Raw genomic sequence first — 19,199 nt, forward strand, 5'->3', positions numbered from 1 at the left:
CTATGTGTTAAAATAAAATTACACTTAAATGGTAATGAAGATCTATTAAATTAACATAAAATGTTGAAAAAGAAACTATTCTACAGTCTTATCATACTCGTTTTTACAGGAACTATTTTTGCACAAAAAGACGTTGATGTAAATTCTCCCGGAGCTGTCAATCCTATTTTACCGGGCTGGTTTGCTGATCCTACAATTAAAAAGTTCGGTGACATTTATTATATCTATGCCACGACTGATAATGAAATGCTGGCATCGGGCGCTCCTACGGTTTGGTATAGTAAGAACTTTAAAAATTGGTATAATTATATCATGGAAATCCCTTCTTTTTCAGCAAAATCGATTACCAATTTTTGGGCTCCCGATATAATTGAAGGAGATGATGGTAAATATTATCTGTATTTTGGAAATTGTGAAATAGGCTGTAATATTTATGGATATGTTTCAGATTCACCTGTTGGACCCTGGAAAAAGCTAAGTGATCAGGATGTTCCGGTAATTTCAAATGGATATCCCAGAGAGAATTTTCCATCGCTCGATGCACAGTTTTTTAAAGATACTGATGGTAAAATATATGGACATTGGGGAACGTGGGTTCATTATAATGGCGGCTATGCTGTGGGAGAGTTAAATAAAAAGACCATGAACGGAATGACACATTCCACAAATATACCCTTAGCACAGACGCCCGCTCCGTTTGAAGCAGCTTATATGATGAAAAAAGGTTCTAAGTACATTCTGATGTATTCCGGAGCATCTTGCCATGATGAAACTTACAACGTTCGCTATTCGTATTCAGATTCGCCTTACGGACCTTTTACTCCCGGAAAAAACAATCCGATTTTGAGTACTAATGAAGATAAAACGATTCATGGTCCGGGACATCATTCTGTTTTACAGGAAAATGAGGATTACTATATTGTGTACCATAAACACGATTATCCGATGACCAGAGGCGGACTTGCCAGACAAGTTTGTATAGATAAAATGATTTTTGAGAATGACTCTGTAATAAAAAAAGTTCTTCCTTCAGATAAAGGAATAAAAGATTTGGTAAAGTCTGAAGTTCCCGAGGATATTGCTTTTAAGGCAAAAACAACGGCTTCTTCCTTTTATCATTTAAAATCTACCGAATATGATTATCAGTATCAGCCTTCTTTTGCTACTGATGATAATAATGCTACAATGTGGAAAGCTGCTGAAAATAGATCCCCGCAGCATTTAATTATCGATTTAGGTTCAGAAAAAAAGATCAAAAGGGTAATAACCCAATTTGAATTTGCCAGTTATTATTATCAGTATAAATTGGAATATTCTGTAAATGGAATTAAGTGGAACCTATATGCCGACAGATCTAAAAATCGTACAGCCGGAAGTCCGATGATTGATGACAACGATGTGGCGGCACGTTATATAAAACTAACTGTTTTAGCCACTGAAAAAACCGGACTATATGCGGCAGTTTGGAATATTAAAGTATACAGTTCCTTATTTGGTATTCCATTAAAATTAAAAAACAAAGAATCCAATGCAACTCCTGCAGTAAAAAGCACTAAGAAATTATTGGTTGATCTTGATGCCGGTAAAATTTCTAACAATTCGGCTATAAATCACATTTCTAACAAAGGTTCTCTGGGTGGAATTTTTGTAAAAAGCGGCGAAGTATCTTTAGAAAAATCAGAAGGAATTCAGGCTTTTAATTTTACAAAGGGCGCTTTTATATTAGATAAACCGGTACCAAAATCCTTAGCATGGAATGGTTCATACACAGTTGCAGCATGGGTTAAAAATCCTGAAATTTCAAACGAAGGAGAAATTTTGGCATCATGGTGTGACAGACATGCATTTGGTCTGGCAAATTCATACAATGCTTTGGCTTACAATAGTGGAAATTACGGTGCAGGAGTCCATTTAGACAGTCATTTTGATATGAAATTTACTAAAACCCCGGAAGCGAATAAATGGCATTATATTGTTCTGACTTTTGATGGTGTTGTAGAGAAAGTGTATGTAGATGGTATTTTAGATAATTCGCAAAACATGCTATTATCTTCCGCTATTGATAACGCTAAAATTATAATTGGAGCATCTGATATTGGAGAAAATTTCTCGGGTTTTATAGCTTCATTACGGATGTATGATTATGCACTGAATCAGGAAGATTTGGTGAAACTGATGAAACAGACTAAACCAAAATAGAATACTACTTTTTAATCATGGAACTGTTTTTTTGCTGATTTCCTGATCAAGTTTGGATTGAATTTACCAGAAAATAGTGTTGTTCTGTAGAATTAAATCCTCTAATCTTCTTTTTCAAATCATATCTTGGTTTGTAATGCTAATTTGCAAAGTAAATAATTTGTGTAACAATGTACAGCGGGTAAAATAGGTAAAATAATATTAAATTAAGTTAATATTGTCCAATAAATAAATATAAACTGATATTTATATTTGCATAAGAATAATCTTAACCTACTAATTAATGTCTTATGAAAAAATTTTTACTACAAGTTGCCCTTTTTCTTTGCAGTTATTTTGCAATGGGCCAGAAAACCCTTTTTACTCCTACGGAATGGAGCGACCCCAACAATGAGTTTTACAATAAAGTATCAAGTTCAAGAAAATATGAATCGACTAATTTTGTTCTTTACTGGGGCGATAAGGTAGGTACCAATCCGGCCGCATACTCAGATGCATCACTACGTTTTACCCCAAAATCCGTAGCTGATACGCTTGAAACCAGCTTTAAACGTTATATTACCGATTTGAAGTTTATTAATAATGCACCCACAACAAATTTCGGAAAGTACAAAATCATTATTATGATGATGAATACCTGGAATTCGACCGACCCAAGGTTAGAGGCGTTTGCACAGGCCAGCTCGTTTAGTAATACCATCGGTGCTATGTTTGTACATCCTGAAGCAACCAGGGACGGAGGTGCATTGTCACATGAGTTTGCCCACACGCTGCAGATGATGATGCATATTCAGGAAAATCCGGGTAATGGAACCGCTTTTTCCGGGTATGATTGGGCAGGCCCGTTTTTTGAAGGCCATGCCAATTTCATGCGCTCCCAGGCCTATTCACAATGGGCAGAGATAGATGGAACCCTGACCAGATGGATTCAAACCAGAAATTTTATGTGGTCATCGAATCGTCATCATTACACAAATTTTCATTTGATGTATTATGTTCAGGAAAAAGAAGGTTTTGATTTCACCAGAAGAATGTGGGCCGAATCAAAAAATCAGGAACATCCACTGGAAACTATTAAAAGATTAAAAGGTTTTACACAGGATCAGCTTGGTGATTATCTATGGAGTTATGCGCAGCGACAACCGGCATTTGATTACCCTATTCAATGGAATTCCCAAATAAATGCAACCAGTAATTTTGGAAAGAAAATTAGAGAAGTATATACGTCCATTAAAAATTATATGCCCCGATATACAAGCAGACAATATACCCTTCTTACTAAAGTTCCGGGTACAACTGATCAGTTTTACACTAACAATGATTGGGCTCCTCAGGATTATGGAATGAATATAATTCCGTTATACCCAACATGTTCAGGAACTCAAAAGAAAGTTACCATTAAATTTAAAGGACATACAGAAGTAAATCCTACTCAGGCCGGATGGCGATATGGTTTTGTAACTACAAAAGCCGATGGTACAGTATCCCGTTACAGTCCAATGTATAAAACAGATGGCGAAGCGTCATTTGTCTTAAATACGTCAACAGAATCAGGGATTTTTCTGGTAGTATTTTCAGCTCCGAAAGTGCACGTAAATTATAATATGGATGAAGGATATCCGAAACAAAGAAGATATCCGTATGAATTAAAAATTGCTAATGCAAATCCTGAAGGATTTCAGCCTGCAGCTGATTTTAGAAAATTTCTTAAAACCAACGGACACATACATACAAACGGCGGCGGATGGGTATCTAATAATGCGAATGTTGCATCAACAGTATATGTTGGCCCTTATGCAATTGTGCGAGGCGGCACAATCTCAGGAAATGCACGCGTTGATGGATATGCAATGGTCGATGGTGGAAATATCAGCGGAAATGCTATTATAAGAGACAATGCATGCGTTTATAATGCGACTTTATCAAACAGTGCTATAGTCGAAGGAAATGCCTGGATGGAAGGCGGTTCAGTGAGCAGTACTGCCAACATTAAAGGAAATGCGATGTTATTTGCCGGAAACTTCGGCGGATCAGTTGTAGTGGGCGGTGATGCAGAAATTGGAAGCTGTTCTACGGCAGGTGTTTACCTTCAGTTTCCTTATTGGAGAAATGGCAGATCAGAGTGTGACGGAAAAGGTGCCAGTGATGCGTCTAACATTGATATAAATCCTGCATTCACAAACTTTTCAGCAGCAACGATGGCATTCAGCACAACACCAAACTGTACAATCCCTACGCTGACTGCTAAAACAGCAATTCAGGAAGAAGATTCTTCTTTTGATGTTAGTTTGAATATTTATCCAAATCCAACAGGAGGAAACCTGACAATTTCTTTTATGCAGACAGAGCAGGAAAAAGTTACTGTTTCATTATTCGACATTAGCGGACATGAAGTAGGAATAATTACGGATAAGACTTATGATGTGGGACGAATTGATCTTGCCTATAATTGCAGTGATTTGATTCCCGGCGTTTACTTATTACGTATTCAGACTGGAAATAATTATGTAACTAAATCTTTTATTAAGAAGTAACGAGATTTAAAATGTTGTGTTAAAACTTGAAAAATAGTTAAAAGGGAAAAGCCTGATTTCTAAAAATCAGGCTTTTTTATTGTCTCAGCTAGCTGTAAGGATGACAGAAATAAAGTTTAGAAATGTTTCCATTATGTTAATTCATTTTATCTTAAGGTATATAATTAACAATTGCGCTTCTATTAGTTATAGCAAACGATACATCTCTGTCTAAATTACCAGTGTTACTTGTTAAAGAACCTACAGACACATTTAAAGTAAAGCCTACTTTAGAACTAGCAAACACATAATTCGAATTACTAGTATTCGCACCACCTCTTAATAAAGACAGTTTTGGTATATTAACCATTTCTAGTTTTGGACAAGAGTCAATGCCTGAATATGACCAGCTGCAACTTGTCACTTTTGGACAATCTATTTTTTTTAATTCTGGATTAATACGAAAAGATCCATAACTACCTGTGAAACTTAGCATATTTGGAAAAATAAGTTCACTAACTTTAGTATTAGTAATACTTTCGTCGCCACAAAACAAAGCATTATCTGTTTTTATCAGTGTTAGAGAAACACAACTTCTAAAAGCTCGACCATCTATACCTGTAACTAAATTAGCTTCATCTCTATAATATGTAATGCTTGTGTCATTCACAAAGCATGAATTTCTAATAATATAATCTCCAATTACAGCAAACTGAATGTCGCTGCCTACAATATTAAACGACTTAATTCTTGATATTGAAATCCCTAATTTAGCCGCCACCAATGCAGGTGTATTTAGAGTTGCCGAAACACCTCCAATAAACGTATTGGGTTTGATTTTTGTCCTGCCGAATATTGTTTTTCTTATTCTCATAATCCGTAAATAGAAATTTTAGTATTATCTGAAGCACGCTGTAAAAATGTAAAAATGCTGTTTGCCGGTATTGCAGCACCGGTATAAGTTCCTTGCCATGCTTTTGGGGCTGTAATTGCTGTATTTACTGTAAATGTTGGATCAACTATTCCTTCGAATGTAAAGCCGGTTCTTAAGCCGCTTGCCGGAACAGTTATAGTTATATTAGCTTTGAAAATAACAAGTTTACCATGCCAGGAATCTTGCACTAAACCGGTTGTAGCCCATTCAATTTGATTATCAATGTCCTGTTTTGATGCAAGATTAGTGATGAGGCTACTTAATTGTGTTATTTCTGCAGCATTAATCAATCTTTCCCCGGCTGCTTTTTCGATTTTGTTTGTCTGCAAAAGTTTCCCCATTTCAGCGGTCAATGCTTTTGTGGTTCCGCCAGTAGTTAAATCATTTACTAAGATAATACTGAGTGAATTCTGTATCGTTTCGATGGCGTCCGCTAGCTTTTGAACAGTATTTAGAGTAATATTATCAGAAACAAGTACTTCGTTTATATGATCAATCAGATCTTTTAGCAATTTGCCCTGTCTGGCATCCAATGCTTTTCCTTCAACAGTATAATCAAGGGCGTTGTAACTATCAGTTTTGATTTCGCTGATGTCCTTAAATTTCAATTCACCATTTTCATTCGTGATTAAGGTTTTATTTGGCTGATTTTTTTCTAAATCGGCTACTTTTATTCTGTTATGATCTATACTCATTTTGTGTTTTTTAAGTGTTGTTATATTTTAATTTTATTCAGCATTAAGTTTTTTTACTAATGAAGTAAACCCAAACTCAGCATTAGATGAAACTTAAATGTAAAAGAATCTCATTATTTGATGCTTTGTTCAGATTTGAAATTCTGATGCTGAATTTGGGTTTGGCTTTAAAAGCTATTCAGGAGAATTTATTTTTTTAAACTTAAAAAGTACATTCTAAATATATTTCTCCTCCCGTCGTCATAGACAAAACGGGTCTGTTGTTTGTAGAAGGTACTGTATTGTCTTTATCACCATTGGATATCAGGAAAAAATTATATACCTGTTCTGAAAATAATAAATCCAGTTGAGCAGAAGTTAAAGCTATTTCGTTATATGCAGTTGAATTTTTACTTACTTCCACACTATTTATAAAAGAAGGTCCATCCCAATCATTCCAGTCAGAAAGTTGAAACACCTGACTTATCGGAATTTTTGTATTGGCTGCATATAAATTAAAAGTTAAAGCCCTGCCTACAGTATTGGCACTGAATTTAAATTTTAATTTGGCTGATTTAGGCTTGATTGTCACCGATGATGTATCTACAGCACCTCTGTATCGGTTAAGGTAATAAATAGAACCACTTTTTGCTGCTCCTAAAACCTGATTGGTTGTATATTGTGAATCAGCCGAAGCTGCAGATTTACATGCATCCCATGATGAAGCCTGTTTTTCAAAAATTACGGATTTGGTTGCCGGTAAAATGATTGGAGAAGGGTCGAATACACATACTCCTGAACTATTTGCAAATGTTTGCGCATTTGCTGCCAACCACGCGAGTGCTTTATCATTAGCATCAGCGACACTAATATCAGAAACAAACTGATTTGGATAAGCAGTAACCTTAACGCTGCTTCCTTTATAATTAACAGAACAGTTGTTTCGGGTTGCATACACAAATTTTTCTGTGTTATAGTATCTTGCACCCGGCGCGCAATTTACAGTATCTAAGACTGGTGCAATGTAATCCGGATCAGTACTTACATTTGGCTTTGTTATTCCGGTAGAGCTATTATCATCGATGTAGTATAATTCCAGTGTGTCAAAAGATTTATATCCTGAATTTGCCATATTGTTTTTATTAATAAGTGATTACGATTTGTCCGGTTTGGTTTTTACTATAAGTGATGTATCCAATATTGGTAACAGCTTCTATATTGTTAGCCAAATTGTTTCCTACAATAGGCACATTTTTAGAAAATGTAAGCTGTTGAACCTGATTACCTCCTTCATTTACAATATTATATCCGTCCTTAATCATTTTTCCGCCCAGATAAGTAGTTATTTCTATTTCAACATTTCCGGTTCCTTTAGAAGAGAACCAGGAACCGGCCATTCTTACCTGTACAGTATTCAGACTAGGATAATCGGCAATAATATTGCTGAAATTAACCAGACAGGCTTCTATTCCGTTTGCTTGTGTATTATCACCTGCCCACATGATGTAACAATCTTCAGGAATTGAACCTGCAGGTATTTCGTTACCCATTCGGTGTCCCCAGCCCATCCATTTATTATCTAATGATGTAATTCCGGTATTTACAATTCCGGTATAGGTGTCAAAATCACTTCCGGCTCCCAAAGCCCATTTGTATCTGACTACCATATAATCAAAAGGGGATAAGGCTGTTTCAGGTTCAATCAGGCAGGAAGGGTTTATCCCTCTCCAGGCAGTAAGCCTGCATGTTCCTGAGTTATTTGCATATGCCTGTACATTTGCTGCTAACCAGGCATCAGCTTTTGCATTTGCATCTTCTACACTTACGTTCGATACAAACTGATTCGCATTTGCAGTAAGCGTAACGGAAGTTCCAATAACTCCGGCAGCACAATCGTTTTTTGCTGCAGTCAATGACTTTGCTATGTTATAATATTCCATACTTTAATTTATAAATGATTATGATTTGCCCTATTTATTTTACAGAATTCCTTAACGGAAAAAGATTTGAATATTGGGACAAAACCCTGTGTAGTTTTTATTCAGGATTTTTAATTTATCCTTTTTACAGGATATGTAGTGCCTGTTTTTCGGCTTTAAAGCCAAATTTTATAAGAAGCAGGGCCAGTTCATTACTAACAGCACCCATGAAAGCCGGAAACCATATATCAGGCTCTGTTTTGAATCCTTGATTTGTTAATCTGAAAAGAATAAAAGCAATAAAACATCCCAGAACTAAAAGGGTTAGATTATCCCTGATTAAAAAAAACCACCAGCGGCAGGGAATATAGAGATTGTGTTTATATCTGAATTCTGCACGGACCGCAATGGCTGTAAAAGCCCCAATAAAAGCTAAAAGGAACCACGCCAAACAAGGTGGTATATTTGTGGTTCCTGATAACGGTTCAATAAAAATGTTCAGGTATTATTTTTCTTCTTGTTTTACAATTTCTCCTGTTTCAATATTAACACGAACATTTCCGTATTCTTCTTTAATGGCTTTTTCCAGCTCATTAAAGCTTTGCTGCTGAACGGCAATCTGACTCAGAATATCTGCTTTTTGAAACTCGTATTGTATTGATAATTCTCCCAGGGATAATCTGGCTTTCTCCATGAATATATTAAAGTTTTGTAATTTCTTTAATTGTTCTGTATTGATTGCTTTTGCTTCTTCGTTTTGAATTGCGACGTTTTCCATTTTTTATTGTTTTATGTGTATGTTTTTAAAATTGTTATAGATGTATTAGAAATTATACCCCACCATCTGTAATTGCCCAACTGTTTGGAATTCCTGTTAATATTGCTCTTCCTGAAGTGCTTGCTGCTGTGCGTTTTGCAGTTCCGAATGAAATACTTAATGATGGTTTTACTGTTCTTGAACTCCAGCCGTTATAAATAGCATCTAAATTTGTTGTTGAAAAATTTGCTGCAGTTTTTCCTTGCATAAAAGCAGTGAAATTTGTAACATTTGAAACATTCCAAGAGCCAAGGTTTTGATTAAATGATGTGGCATTTGTAAACATCAATTGCATATTGGTAACATTACTTGTATCCCAAGAACCAATGTTTTGATTAAATACAGTATTATTACTAAACATTTCAAACATAGTTGTAACGGCAGATGTATTCCAGGAACCAATGTCTTGATTGAATGAACTGGCGCCTTTAAACATACTATCCATTCTGATAACAGCAGATGTATTCCAATTACCTATATTTTGACTAAATGCTTTAGCACTTAAAAACATATAGCTCATAATAATGCTTCCAGTTGACTTAAGTACCCAATTGTTGATATCTGTGCTACCACCATTATTGAATGAAATTTCGCCACCATTGCCATAAAACATTCCAGTAAAATCTGCTACTTTTGAAACATCCCAAGCACCAATATTTTGATTAAATAAATTTGTACCTGAGCCTACTCTGGAAAACATGCTGTTCATATTAGTGACCATAGAGGTATTCCAACTATTTAATGGCTGATTGAAAACTGTGGCATTGTTAAACATTACAGACATATTGGTAACTGCTGATGTATTCCAGTTGTTTAATGGCTGGTTGAAAGCTACAGCTGATTGAAACATATTACCCATATTAGTAACCGCAGAAGTATTCCAGTTGTTCAATGGCTGATTGAAAGCTGCAGCTGATTTAAACATAGCTGTCATATTTGTAACTGCTGATGTGTTCCAGTTATCTAAAGGCTGATTGAAGTTTGTAGCTGATTGAAACACACCTGCCATATTTGTAACAGCAGATGTGTTCCAGCTGTTCAAAGGCTGATTGAACTTTGTAGCAGACAGAAACATTCCATTCATATTTGTAACAGCAGACGTATTCCAGTTGTCTAAAGGCTGATTGAAATTTGTAGCTGAATCAAACATGTTGGACATATCAGTAACATTTGATGTGCTCCAATTGTTCAAAGACTGATTGAAATTTGTAGTTAATGCAAACATAGCTACCATACTTGTAACTGCTGATGTATTCCAGTTATTTAAAGGCTGATTGAAAGCGGTACCTTGGAACATATTGCGCATATTTACAGGAGCATTAGTTTTTAATATCCAATTATTAATATCTTGGCTGCCTCCGTTATTAAATGCTGCAGCAAATGTAAACATGATTGAAAAATTAGTCACATTTGAAACATTCCAAGCACCTATATTTTGATTAAAGTTTGTGGCTGAAATAAACATTCTGCTCATATTTGTAACAGCAGATGTATTCCAATCATTTATTCTGTTTACAGTAGTCAATAATGAGCATGTTTCAAAAAAACTAGTAAAATTTGTGTTTCCAGTTAAATCTAATATATCAGACACATTAGATAAATCTAAATTTGCACAACCATGAAAGTAACTTCCCTGAGTAATACTTATTGTAGTTAATCTTAATTTTCCCCAAGAACTTATAGATAGTATTTTTAATCGATCTCCCGTATTTGCAAATCTCCATCCGTTACAAGTTCCCGTAATTTTTATGGTATAATCACCTGCTACAGCATAGGTATGTGTTGTTTGTGCCTGATTCCAGCTTGTTATTGTATCTGTACTTCCATCACCCCAACTAACGCTGAAATTGTACGTCCCGCCGCTTATTAATGGCAGTTTTATTTGAGTCGCAGTACTGGATCCTGTTGAAATATTTGATGTTCGCCAATTAGAGACAAATGCTTTCCTTTGTTTGCTATATTCGTAAAATAATACTGGATTCATAGTTTATGCATTTGAGATTCTTAGATAATCAGTTGTTCCTACGCTTGCAATTGTAGCAGTGCTTCCCGGGATTCCATTAAACACAGCAGTACCGTCAACTAAAACAAGAGTTCTGCCTGAACCTTGTACAAAAGTTATGGTTCCTGTACCAATCTTTAAGTAAGAAGAACAAAAATCTGTACCGCCATTCACCGTAATGTTTATAGCGCTTGATCCGTTATTGATAACTACGTTTTTACCAATTTGGTTTTTGCTGTTTGTATCAAGTGTATCGGTTGTAATGCTTATTGCTGTAGTAATTGTAATTTGCGACGGCTCTGTTGAAGTAGCAATAGAAGTAACAGATCCATCAGCCATAAGATATTGAGATGAAGTACCCCCTGATTTGATAATTTTAGGCGCTGTAAAATCTCCATTATTAGAAATCCAGGTTGTATCTACACCTGTTTTGGCGAATAATAAAGCTTTTCCTGTTGATGGGAATGAGGCTTCTATTTTTAAGGCAGTACCTCCTAATGAGCTATTAGTCCTCACAAGTAAAGCAGCGCCATCAGAATTACTGTCAATACTAACTGCAGCGGTAGAGGAGTTATTTGTTACACCTAAAACTGATGTACTTGCTCCAGAAGCATTTGTTAACAATATTCCAGACAAACTCGGGAAATTAGTAGCTGATTTATAACCTGTAAAAGATTCATTTCCTGTAATATGTATTACATTAGCATCTGTCGCTTTCCCATTCAAAGCCGTCTGCATAGCAGTAGAAACAGGTTTATTCAAATCACTGGTATTATCAACATTGGCAAGCCCAACAGCGGTTTTATCGAGAGTCTGCCAGGATTTATCTCCTCTATAATATTGGGCAGTAGTTCCTGCTGCAATCGTGTTTTCTTTACCCGATAAATCAACATCCTCACCAATCTTCTTTTCAACCCCATCGCTGCCCATTACATACATATGGGTGTTAGTACCGTCGTTTTTGGCATATAATTTAGCCTTACCTTCTGATGATTCCGGTGAAGGGCGGTTTTGTAATGAAAACAATCCATCATCTGTCAGGTTTGCCTTTGTAGTGCTAAAGGAACGTGCTGTAACATTGCCTTCGTGTGTTATAAAAGCTGTTTCGTCTCCTTGTTTCTGAATGCTGATTGCTTTTCTGCCTGCATTTGCTGTACTCGTGTCCCAGGTTGAAGTTGTCGCATCTGAATTAGAGTTTTGTACCAGTTTTAAACAATTGGCATCATCATTTTTACTAATGGTTAAAACATCTTGTGGAGAACTATTGGTTAAGGTTAGTGCTCCGTCTTTAGATTCGTCTCCTGTTCTGTGAAGTACCTCTGAATCTTCAGCATAAACAGTATCGTCAAGTGAGCCGTCTCCTTTTACAAAATCAAATTCATTTCCTCCGGAAGTAACATATTTCAATGCAGTTATAACACCATCATCCTCAATTTTTACCTTAACTACATTGTTTTTTGCTACTTGTAAAATATCGCCTGTTGCTTCTGCAGCAGAGTTTAAATAAACACCGGTTCCATTTGATGAATTTTCCAGTGAAATTCCTTTTCCGGCACCGCTTACATTAACATTAAGAGAAGCCGAAGCTCCACCTGAACCACTATTTGTCAGAGCAATTCCACTGGTAGAAGCAGCGGTGGTATTATTAAAAGTTAAAATACCATTTTTGGTTTCGTTTCCGGATGTGTGTAAAAAACCGGTTAAATCGACAGGCTGGCTTCCTCCGCCTCCTGGTGTTGGGTTTGGACTTAAATTTTTAAACCAGTAATCAACCTCAATATTTCGATCACTAACCGCATCGGAAAATGTAATTATAGCAGTTTCATAATTTACTGTATAATCCGGGCCTTCTTGTAATAGTTGTCCGTTTTTATAAACCTTAACACTATATTGAATCGGTAATTTTTCCAGGGATAGGCTAGTACCGTTAAAAGAGCTTTCAAAGTATTCTTTTTTGGGCATATAGCTGTTGCCGGTAATGATCCCAATATTTTGTAAACCGGTACGCAAAAGTGCCGGGGTAACATAATGCTGTTCATCGGTGCCGGTTTCTATCATTTGCAAGTCGGCCTTGTCTTCTTCCTTATGGACGAAACTATCAAAGATTTCTCCGAAATGTTCTCCGGTAGGAATATCACCATTTTCAAATTTGCTGCTAATGTCAGTTCTGCTTGTTGCCATGTTATTTTAATTTTATTTCTATACTATTTATTTGATTGCCGTGTTTTTGAATCCCAATGAATAATTTCATTGGGATTCATTTAAAATTTAAAGGGTCAGGATTTTTTCTTCACTGCTAAACACCCCTGAAGAGTTTACCGCAAGAACTTTGAAATGATGGTAAATTCTTTCATCATCTTCTGTTTTGATCACTAATTCGTCAGTGTACGATGCAACATCATCCAAAGGAAGAATTACGGTATTTGTATTAGAAGCAATCTCATGAATTTTTTCCCAATTCCCCTGATTATTCATTTTGTAAAGAAGATATTTGCCATTATGAACTGTTTTCTCCCAACTAAAAATTACTGGTTTTAAGATTGATCCGTTTGTTCCTGTCGGAGTTCCGGAAGCTTCTAACACAGGAGATTCAGGCGAAATAGTATCAGCTATTACTGTTGCCGTAATTTTTGACGGCTGAGACGGGGTGTAATCAATATTGATAATTGAATCGTCAATAGAATCCGGTTTAGCATATTCAATCTCGCGGGAAACTGTAATCCTGTAAAAAAGACCATCACCAAAAGGAACATATTCCAAATCTTCAAACTCGTCATAAACAGTCCAGATATTATCAAATTCTGATGATAAAGTATCTTCACTAATCAAAATCTCTTTAACCGGAGTCATTGTTCTTATCGATTGTGCATCAAGCATTGAAGCTGCACGATAGATGTTGATTTTTTTAATATTGAACTCTGGTCTGTAAGGGTTTAATTCAATTTGGATCGCTGGCTTGATTCCTAAAACCGGATTCTCCAGAATTGGCATGATTCGCTTAATTTCCGGTGTCTGAGGCGGATTCGAAGGCACTAATTTTACAGGTCCCCAAAAGGAACTAAATTCACTGAAATTCATTTTAATATCCATTTCACGAACACCGTAGAAATAGATGTTTTGTGAGTTTCCATCCAGATTGAAGTCGGTAAACTGTGTCCTGTTTTCAGCTTCATTTATGATTTTCATCATTGGTGCAATATCAAAATCAGAATTCGTAGGTTTTAAAATATTTCCATTTTTGTCTTTGATCGTTTGCTTTTTATTAACAGGCACATAGCTGTTATCTTTGATATGCTCATAAATAACCGGAACTTCGGTAAGAGGTACAAACGCGGTATGAATTGCCTGTTCAATAAAATGGATTGCCAATAAGTTTCTTTCAATACCATGTTTTACATCAATAATAATGTCATTTAGCGATGCTAATGAAATAATTTTTGGTGCTTGTAACTCTGGATGTTCTGCATGCGAGAGGTTATGCCAGTCAATAAATTCATTAATTGCTGCTATAAGTTCCGGATTGTCAGGAACAGGAAAACGAAATTTCAATAACGGATCTCCTTCAGCAGGATATTCTTCATAGTAAATCGGAATTCTTGGTACCGGGGGATTTGGCTGGCCCTCAAGACTTAATTCATCATCAGGGTTTAAAATTTTATTGGCAGCCAATAAGGCATCAAAATTTAAAAGATTCTTCCATCTGTTTCCAAAATACGCTTCGTTATTCCCGCCCAGTTTATTTAAACTCTCACGAATTGAATTAATCGTTTGCCTTTTGTATAAAACACTTAATAAGGCTTCATCATTGGCTCTGTAATGCAATGCACCATACGGTTTATGGGTATATTTGGTTGTAAATGTATAGGTAGAACGGTTAAAGAAATCCGGCCTTGTAGCGTATAAACTTCCTTTTACATCTTCTGGTCTAAGCGGTTCTTCAATTTTTACAGAATACATTGGACTTGGTACACTAATTTTTGAATAGTAGTCAAATGGATCTGAATGTGTACTGATTCCAAAAATCGAATAATGTGTGCTCTCATTGGCTCTTGGTAAAATATTAGCATCCGTAATTCCATATGCCGGATTAGCATAGAGATATACCTTATAACTTGGATAATAGTTTACTTTTTGTGATACATAACCTTCTACATAATTTCCAGGATCTTTTGCACCGATAATTTCATCATAATTCTCATCCATTGTTTGACTAATGTAATCACCTAATTTGAAATTAGTATCATTCACATATAAAACAAGATTTCCTGTACCGCCGATATTTTCTGTTCGGACAACCTTAAATTCTTTTCTGGATTTTAAGGGAATTGTACTTCCTGCCTGGACAGAACTTTTTGTAAATAATCGAATTGTACCATTAGACCATTCTACCGAATTTTCACTTCCAGATTTGAATTGAGGATGCTGAGGTAAATTAAAATTAGGAAGAGTTATTTTATATAAGCCCAAATGCTTCGGTTGCGACAACGGAATTACATTTTTTTTCGGGTCTAAAACAAATTTCCCCTGCGTATCCATTTCAAAAGTATTTTCCAATACTCTTTCGATAACGGCATCGTTCCAGATTCCTCTTGTTTTTTCTACCTGTAAATCGCTGGGATTTTGACTGTCCGGCTGCACAACTTCTCTATGAACTGTTTTTAAAGCCGTTGGGTATTCAACCTGAAAGTTTAAAGGTCCTCCTGTATGCCAGTTATCAATTGTCAGCATGTTTTCAACCAAAGTACATAAACCGTTTAAGGGCTTTTTTATATCTTTGATTCGCTCAGAATCTACTGTAGCATCACCATCAGACTGAATACTTTCACTTACTTCTTTTTTAAGCACTTCAATCAAGGCATAATCAAAAACATTTTCATCCTCAACTTCCTTAAGGAAAACGTCAATATTTTTAATTATATAATTTTGATCTTCAATGGTCAGAATTCCGCCAATAAATCTTGTTTTGTTAGCTTCGGTCAGTGTTACTTTAATTTCTTCATCGCTGCTCAGCATTTTATAATCTTCAATCCTAATAATTGAGGTAAGATTGTCTGTAGTCGTATTTTGGATATCCGTAATTGCGGCATATTCTATCTGCGGAAGACCATCTTTGTAATACAGTTTAAAATTATCAGCAAATATTTCTTCACTATCAGGATAGATAGCATTAGGATTTTTGGCATCTTCAGGATTCATTCCCTCAGGGATACTATAGCTTAATAACTCCTGAATGGTATAATATTCAAATAAAATTCTGATCAGTGTTTTATCTTGTCCTGTAATTGCTTTGTAGCGTATTTGTTCAGATTGTGATGTAAACATTAACGGGCTTTCCTCAGTAACCAAAAGCGAATTAATTCCCGTTGGGGGCATTAAATTATTGGCAGGTTTAATGTCAGATTCAATACTTACCTGTCTTCCGGATGAAGCTCTGGAAAAAATATTGATTCCGTATCCCTGATAGTAATAGGTGTTGAGCCCTATTTCTTCCTGACGAACATTTAAAACTGATTTTCCTGATTCGGGGATGATAATTGGAGCAGGTTCATAAGATGATTCTTCCAGAGTTTTATTGATGTTATAATATTCGGTATCAAAAGATAACTCCGGTTTTCTCCAGTTTGTTTCTGCTCCAACTTTGTAATCAACACCCATATAAATTGGGAATGTAAAGGTGCTTCCATCATATTCTGTTGAGGATTTAAAGAAGTCAGTGTTAATATCATAATCAAGGACATCATCCATGAACAAGCTTACATATCTTTTCTTTCCATCAAAGCTGTATCCGTTTGAATCTGTAATTTTTGCCGGCTGACTTTCATCTGAACCAATATTTAAACCAGGAACAATTTTGCTTAATTGTACCGGAAGAGGCAGACGCTCCGTGTTTACAGAGGTAGGAATGCTCATAGAAAGATGAAGTACTTCTTTTTCTGCCGTACCACCTTCCAGATTGCCAAATGTGGTGTATTCAGTAAGGTAAATAAAGTCTCCTGAAGATACTTCATTATCAATATCAATACAGCCCAGGCCTAACATTCGGGCTACATGATAATCATTGGCAGCAATGTTTAATAAGTCAAGGTTAGAAATTTCTGTTACGTTTTCAGCATATTGCTGTTCTTCGCCTTCCTCTGGTTCATTTACCGGAATAGAATCCCCGAAAGAAATAGTTTCCAGAGCAGTAGGATTGCCTGCTGCATTACTTAAGTCTAAATACCTGGCGACAACCTGCTTAATATTTCTTTGTTCATCCTCTGCCGGTTTGTTCCATTTATCTTTGTAGTTTTTAATGTTTACGTATTCACCATCATTGTATTTTAACCATTTTCCATGAACAGCATTTAGTTTTGGTTCTAACTGTTCAAATACTTTAGTGTCATTGTTGCTTAATGCGTATTTTCCTTTTAAGTCCCAAAGACCATTAGTATTTGCATTCAAAATAAAATCAGAATAATACTCAAAATTAATGGTGGTTAAAAGGCAATTGTTTGCCTTAAATCGGATACTTCTGCCGTTTTCTGCAACCACACGAACATTATCCAATTGTGCTGAAGAATAAGTTTTACGGTTTGTAACTCTCTTTGCCGCTGTAATAGTATTTTCGGCAACAGATAATGTCTCCAGTTTTACATTACCGGAACCAACGATGGAACTAAAACTTAATTCTGCTGCAAAAAATAATTCAGTTTTATTTTCAATTTCGATTAAATTATTCCCGTAAGCCAAAAGGAAAGCAGATGGATTTAATCTGGGATTAATAGATTGTTTTACCGATTTATATTTTACTTTGTTTTTAAAATAAACATACACAGATCGGCCCGGATTCGTTGTTTTATAAATCCACAGCGCATTATTATTATCTGCTAAGTCCGGTTGCTGGTTTAAATCTAAAACATAACTGACTTTAGTATACGGCGCTCTGTACACTTTTACAAAGTCATCAGTTTTATTAAAATCAAATCTGTCACCGGTAAATGAATCTCCTTTAGGCAAATGGTTTTCGCCTAATTTGCCGGCAAACATCCAGCGAAGATGAATTCCTTTTGTACTGTCAACACCTTTAGATCCTGCTGCAGCGATTTGTAAATTTGTGGATTGTAAAGCTGTTTTATTTGAAGTAATATCAACAATATATACTTCCTTTGTTACATTAAAACTGATATTGATTCCTGCAGGATTCTTAACTTTATTAAGTGCCATCAGTGCAGAAAAATTTCCTGTAAGCAATGGTATCCCGTCAATACGAATTGCAGCTTCTATCTGCGAAGATGCCGGAATGGTAATGGTGCTTTGCAGTTTAAATACCAAACCATTTATGTTGCTGGCATTATGAATTTTTGTTCCTGCGTTTATAACAAGTGGAATACGGCTCTTGTTCTTAAGGACCAATGTTCCGGCTTCCTTATGTACAGCTAATCCCTTACGTAAGACAGGATAAATCAATTTGTTTTCAACGATGCTCACATTGGCAACACAGCCAATCTGCTCATTCGATAAATCGGTATTAAGCTGATTTAACTCATTTCCTAAAGTGTTAAAATCCGGAACCCTGATATAATCTGAATTTAGAATAGAAACTCCGCTGCTTTTTACAACTGGTGTTCTCCCTAAAAATGAGGTAATAGGAGTTACTAATTCACTGGCATTGTTTACTGTACTTGTAACACCGTAAACAAAAATTTGAGATTTTAAATTTAGCTCATTATACAAATCTTTAAGTAAATCAGAATTGTTTACCTGTAAGCCATCAGTAACGATAATAACAATATCCGGAGTTACAGACAAATTGTTAACAGCTGATAAACCGGATGCCCAATAATCTGACTGCTTGTCCGCTCTTCCTGAACCAAATGAATTGGTCCAGGTTAAAAATTCAGTTTGATTATCTGATATCCTTTTTTGAATAACATTATCTGTTCTTAATGAAGTGTCGCTATTAGACATTCCAATCAACGAAAGTGTAATATTGCTCTGAGCGTGAGAATTGATAAATTTAGATAGCCCATCGCGTATTTGCTGTGCTTCGTTTCCGTTAATCGATCCCGATTCGTCGACAACGATAGCTATGTATGTTTCGCAACCCGAAAATTGGCTTTCCTGGAGATTTATTGAACTCATTTTATTTATTGTTTTTAAGA

General features: G+C 35.7%; 11 protein-coding genes. 2 read left to right on the forward strand and 9 right to left on the reverse strand.

Translation table 11 applies throughout. The annotated features are described in order from the left end of the window. The first annotated feature begins 60 nt into the window (after positions 1–60). Together ACEN92_RS19880 and ACEN92_RS19885 are read left to right on the forward strand one after the other, a co-directional pair. A complete protein-coding gene (locus ACEN92_RS19880; RefSeq protein ID WP_495640058.1) occupies positions 61–2,199 on the forward strand; it encodes a family 43 glycosylhydrolase in 2,139 nt (712 codons plus the stop codon). Positions 2,200–2,489: 290 nt separating this feature from the next. Then, complete coding sequence (locus ACEN92_RS19885) at positions 2,490–4,733, forward strand: DUF6055 domain-containing protein (protein WP_495640059.1); 2,244 nt, start codon at positions 2,490–2,492, stop codon at positions 4,731–4,733. A gap of 151 nt (positions 4,734–4,884) precedes the next feature. Here ACEN92_RS19885 and ACEN92_RS19890 read toward each other — a convergent pair whose 3' ends face one another. From ACEN92_RS19890 to ACEN92_RS19930, 9 genes are all read right to left on the reverse strand, one after another. Further along, complete coding sequence (locus ACEN92_RS19890; RefSeq protein WP_495640060.1) at positions 4,885–5,586, reverse strand: hypothetical protein; 702 nt, start codon at positions 5,584–5,586, stop codon at positions 4,885–4,887. Beyond that, positions 5,583–6,341: a hypothetical protein gene (locus ACEN92_RS19895; protein ID WP_495640061.1), complete on the reverse strand. Its 759-nt coding sequence runs from the start codon at positions 6,339–6,341 to the stop codon at positions 5,583–5,585. Before ACEN92_RS19895 ends, ACEN92_RS19890 begins: the two co-directional genes overlap by 4 nt. A gap of 202 nt (positions 6,342–6,543) precedes the next feature. Continuing rightward, positions 6,544–7,452: a DUF5977 domain-containing protein gene (locus ACEN92_RS19900; RefSeq protein WP_495640062.1), complete on the reverse strand. Its 909-nt coding sequence runs from the start codon at positions 7,450–7,452 to the stop codon at positions 6,544–6,546. Between the two features lie 10 nt (positions 7,453–7,462). Further along, complete coding sequence (locus ACEN92_RS19905; RefSeq protein WP_495640063.1) at positions 7,463–8,260, reverse strand: DUF5977 domain-containing protein; 798 nt, start codon at positions 8,258–8,260, stop codon at positions 7,463–7,465. A 124-nt stretch (positions 8,261–8,384) separates the two neighbouring features. Beyond that, complete coding sequence (locus ACEN92_RS19910; RefSeq protein ID WP_495640064.1) at positions 8,385–8,690, reverse strand: hypothetical protein; 306 nt, start codon at positions 8,688–8,690, stop codon at positions 8,385–8,387. A gap of 54 nt (positions 8,691–8,744) precedes the next feature. Beyond that, a complete protein-coding gene (locus ACEN92_RS19915; protein ID WP_495640065.1) occupies positions 8,745–9,017 on the reverse strand; it encodes a hypothetical protein in 273 nt (90 codons plus the stop codon). A gap of 52 nt (positions 9,018–9,069) precedes the next feature. Further along, complete coding sequence (locus ACEN92_RS19920) at positions 9,070–11,040, reverse strand: BspA family leucine-rich repeat surface protein (protein ID WP_495640066.1); 1,971 nt, start codon at positions 11,038–11,040, stop codon at positions 9,070–9,072. 3 nt (positions 11,041–11,043) lie between these two features. Then, positions 11,044–13,239, reverse strand: a complete 2,196-nt coding sequence (locus ACEN92_RS19925) for a hypothetical protein (protein ID WP_495640067.1) — start codon at positions 13,237–13,239, stop codon at positions 11,044–11,046. A gap of 87 nt (positions 13,240–13,326) precedes the next feature. Next, positions 13,327–19,179, reverse strand: coding sequence for a vWA domain-containing protein (locus ACEN92_RS19930; protein WP_495640068.1), 5,853 nt, complete (start codon positions 19,177–19,179; stop codon positions 13,327–13,329). Between the last annotated feature and the right edge of the window lie 20 nt (positions 19,180–19,199).

This window comes from Flavobacterium sp. Flavsp81, from assembly GCF_059491325.1.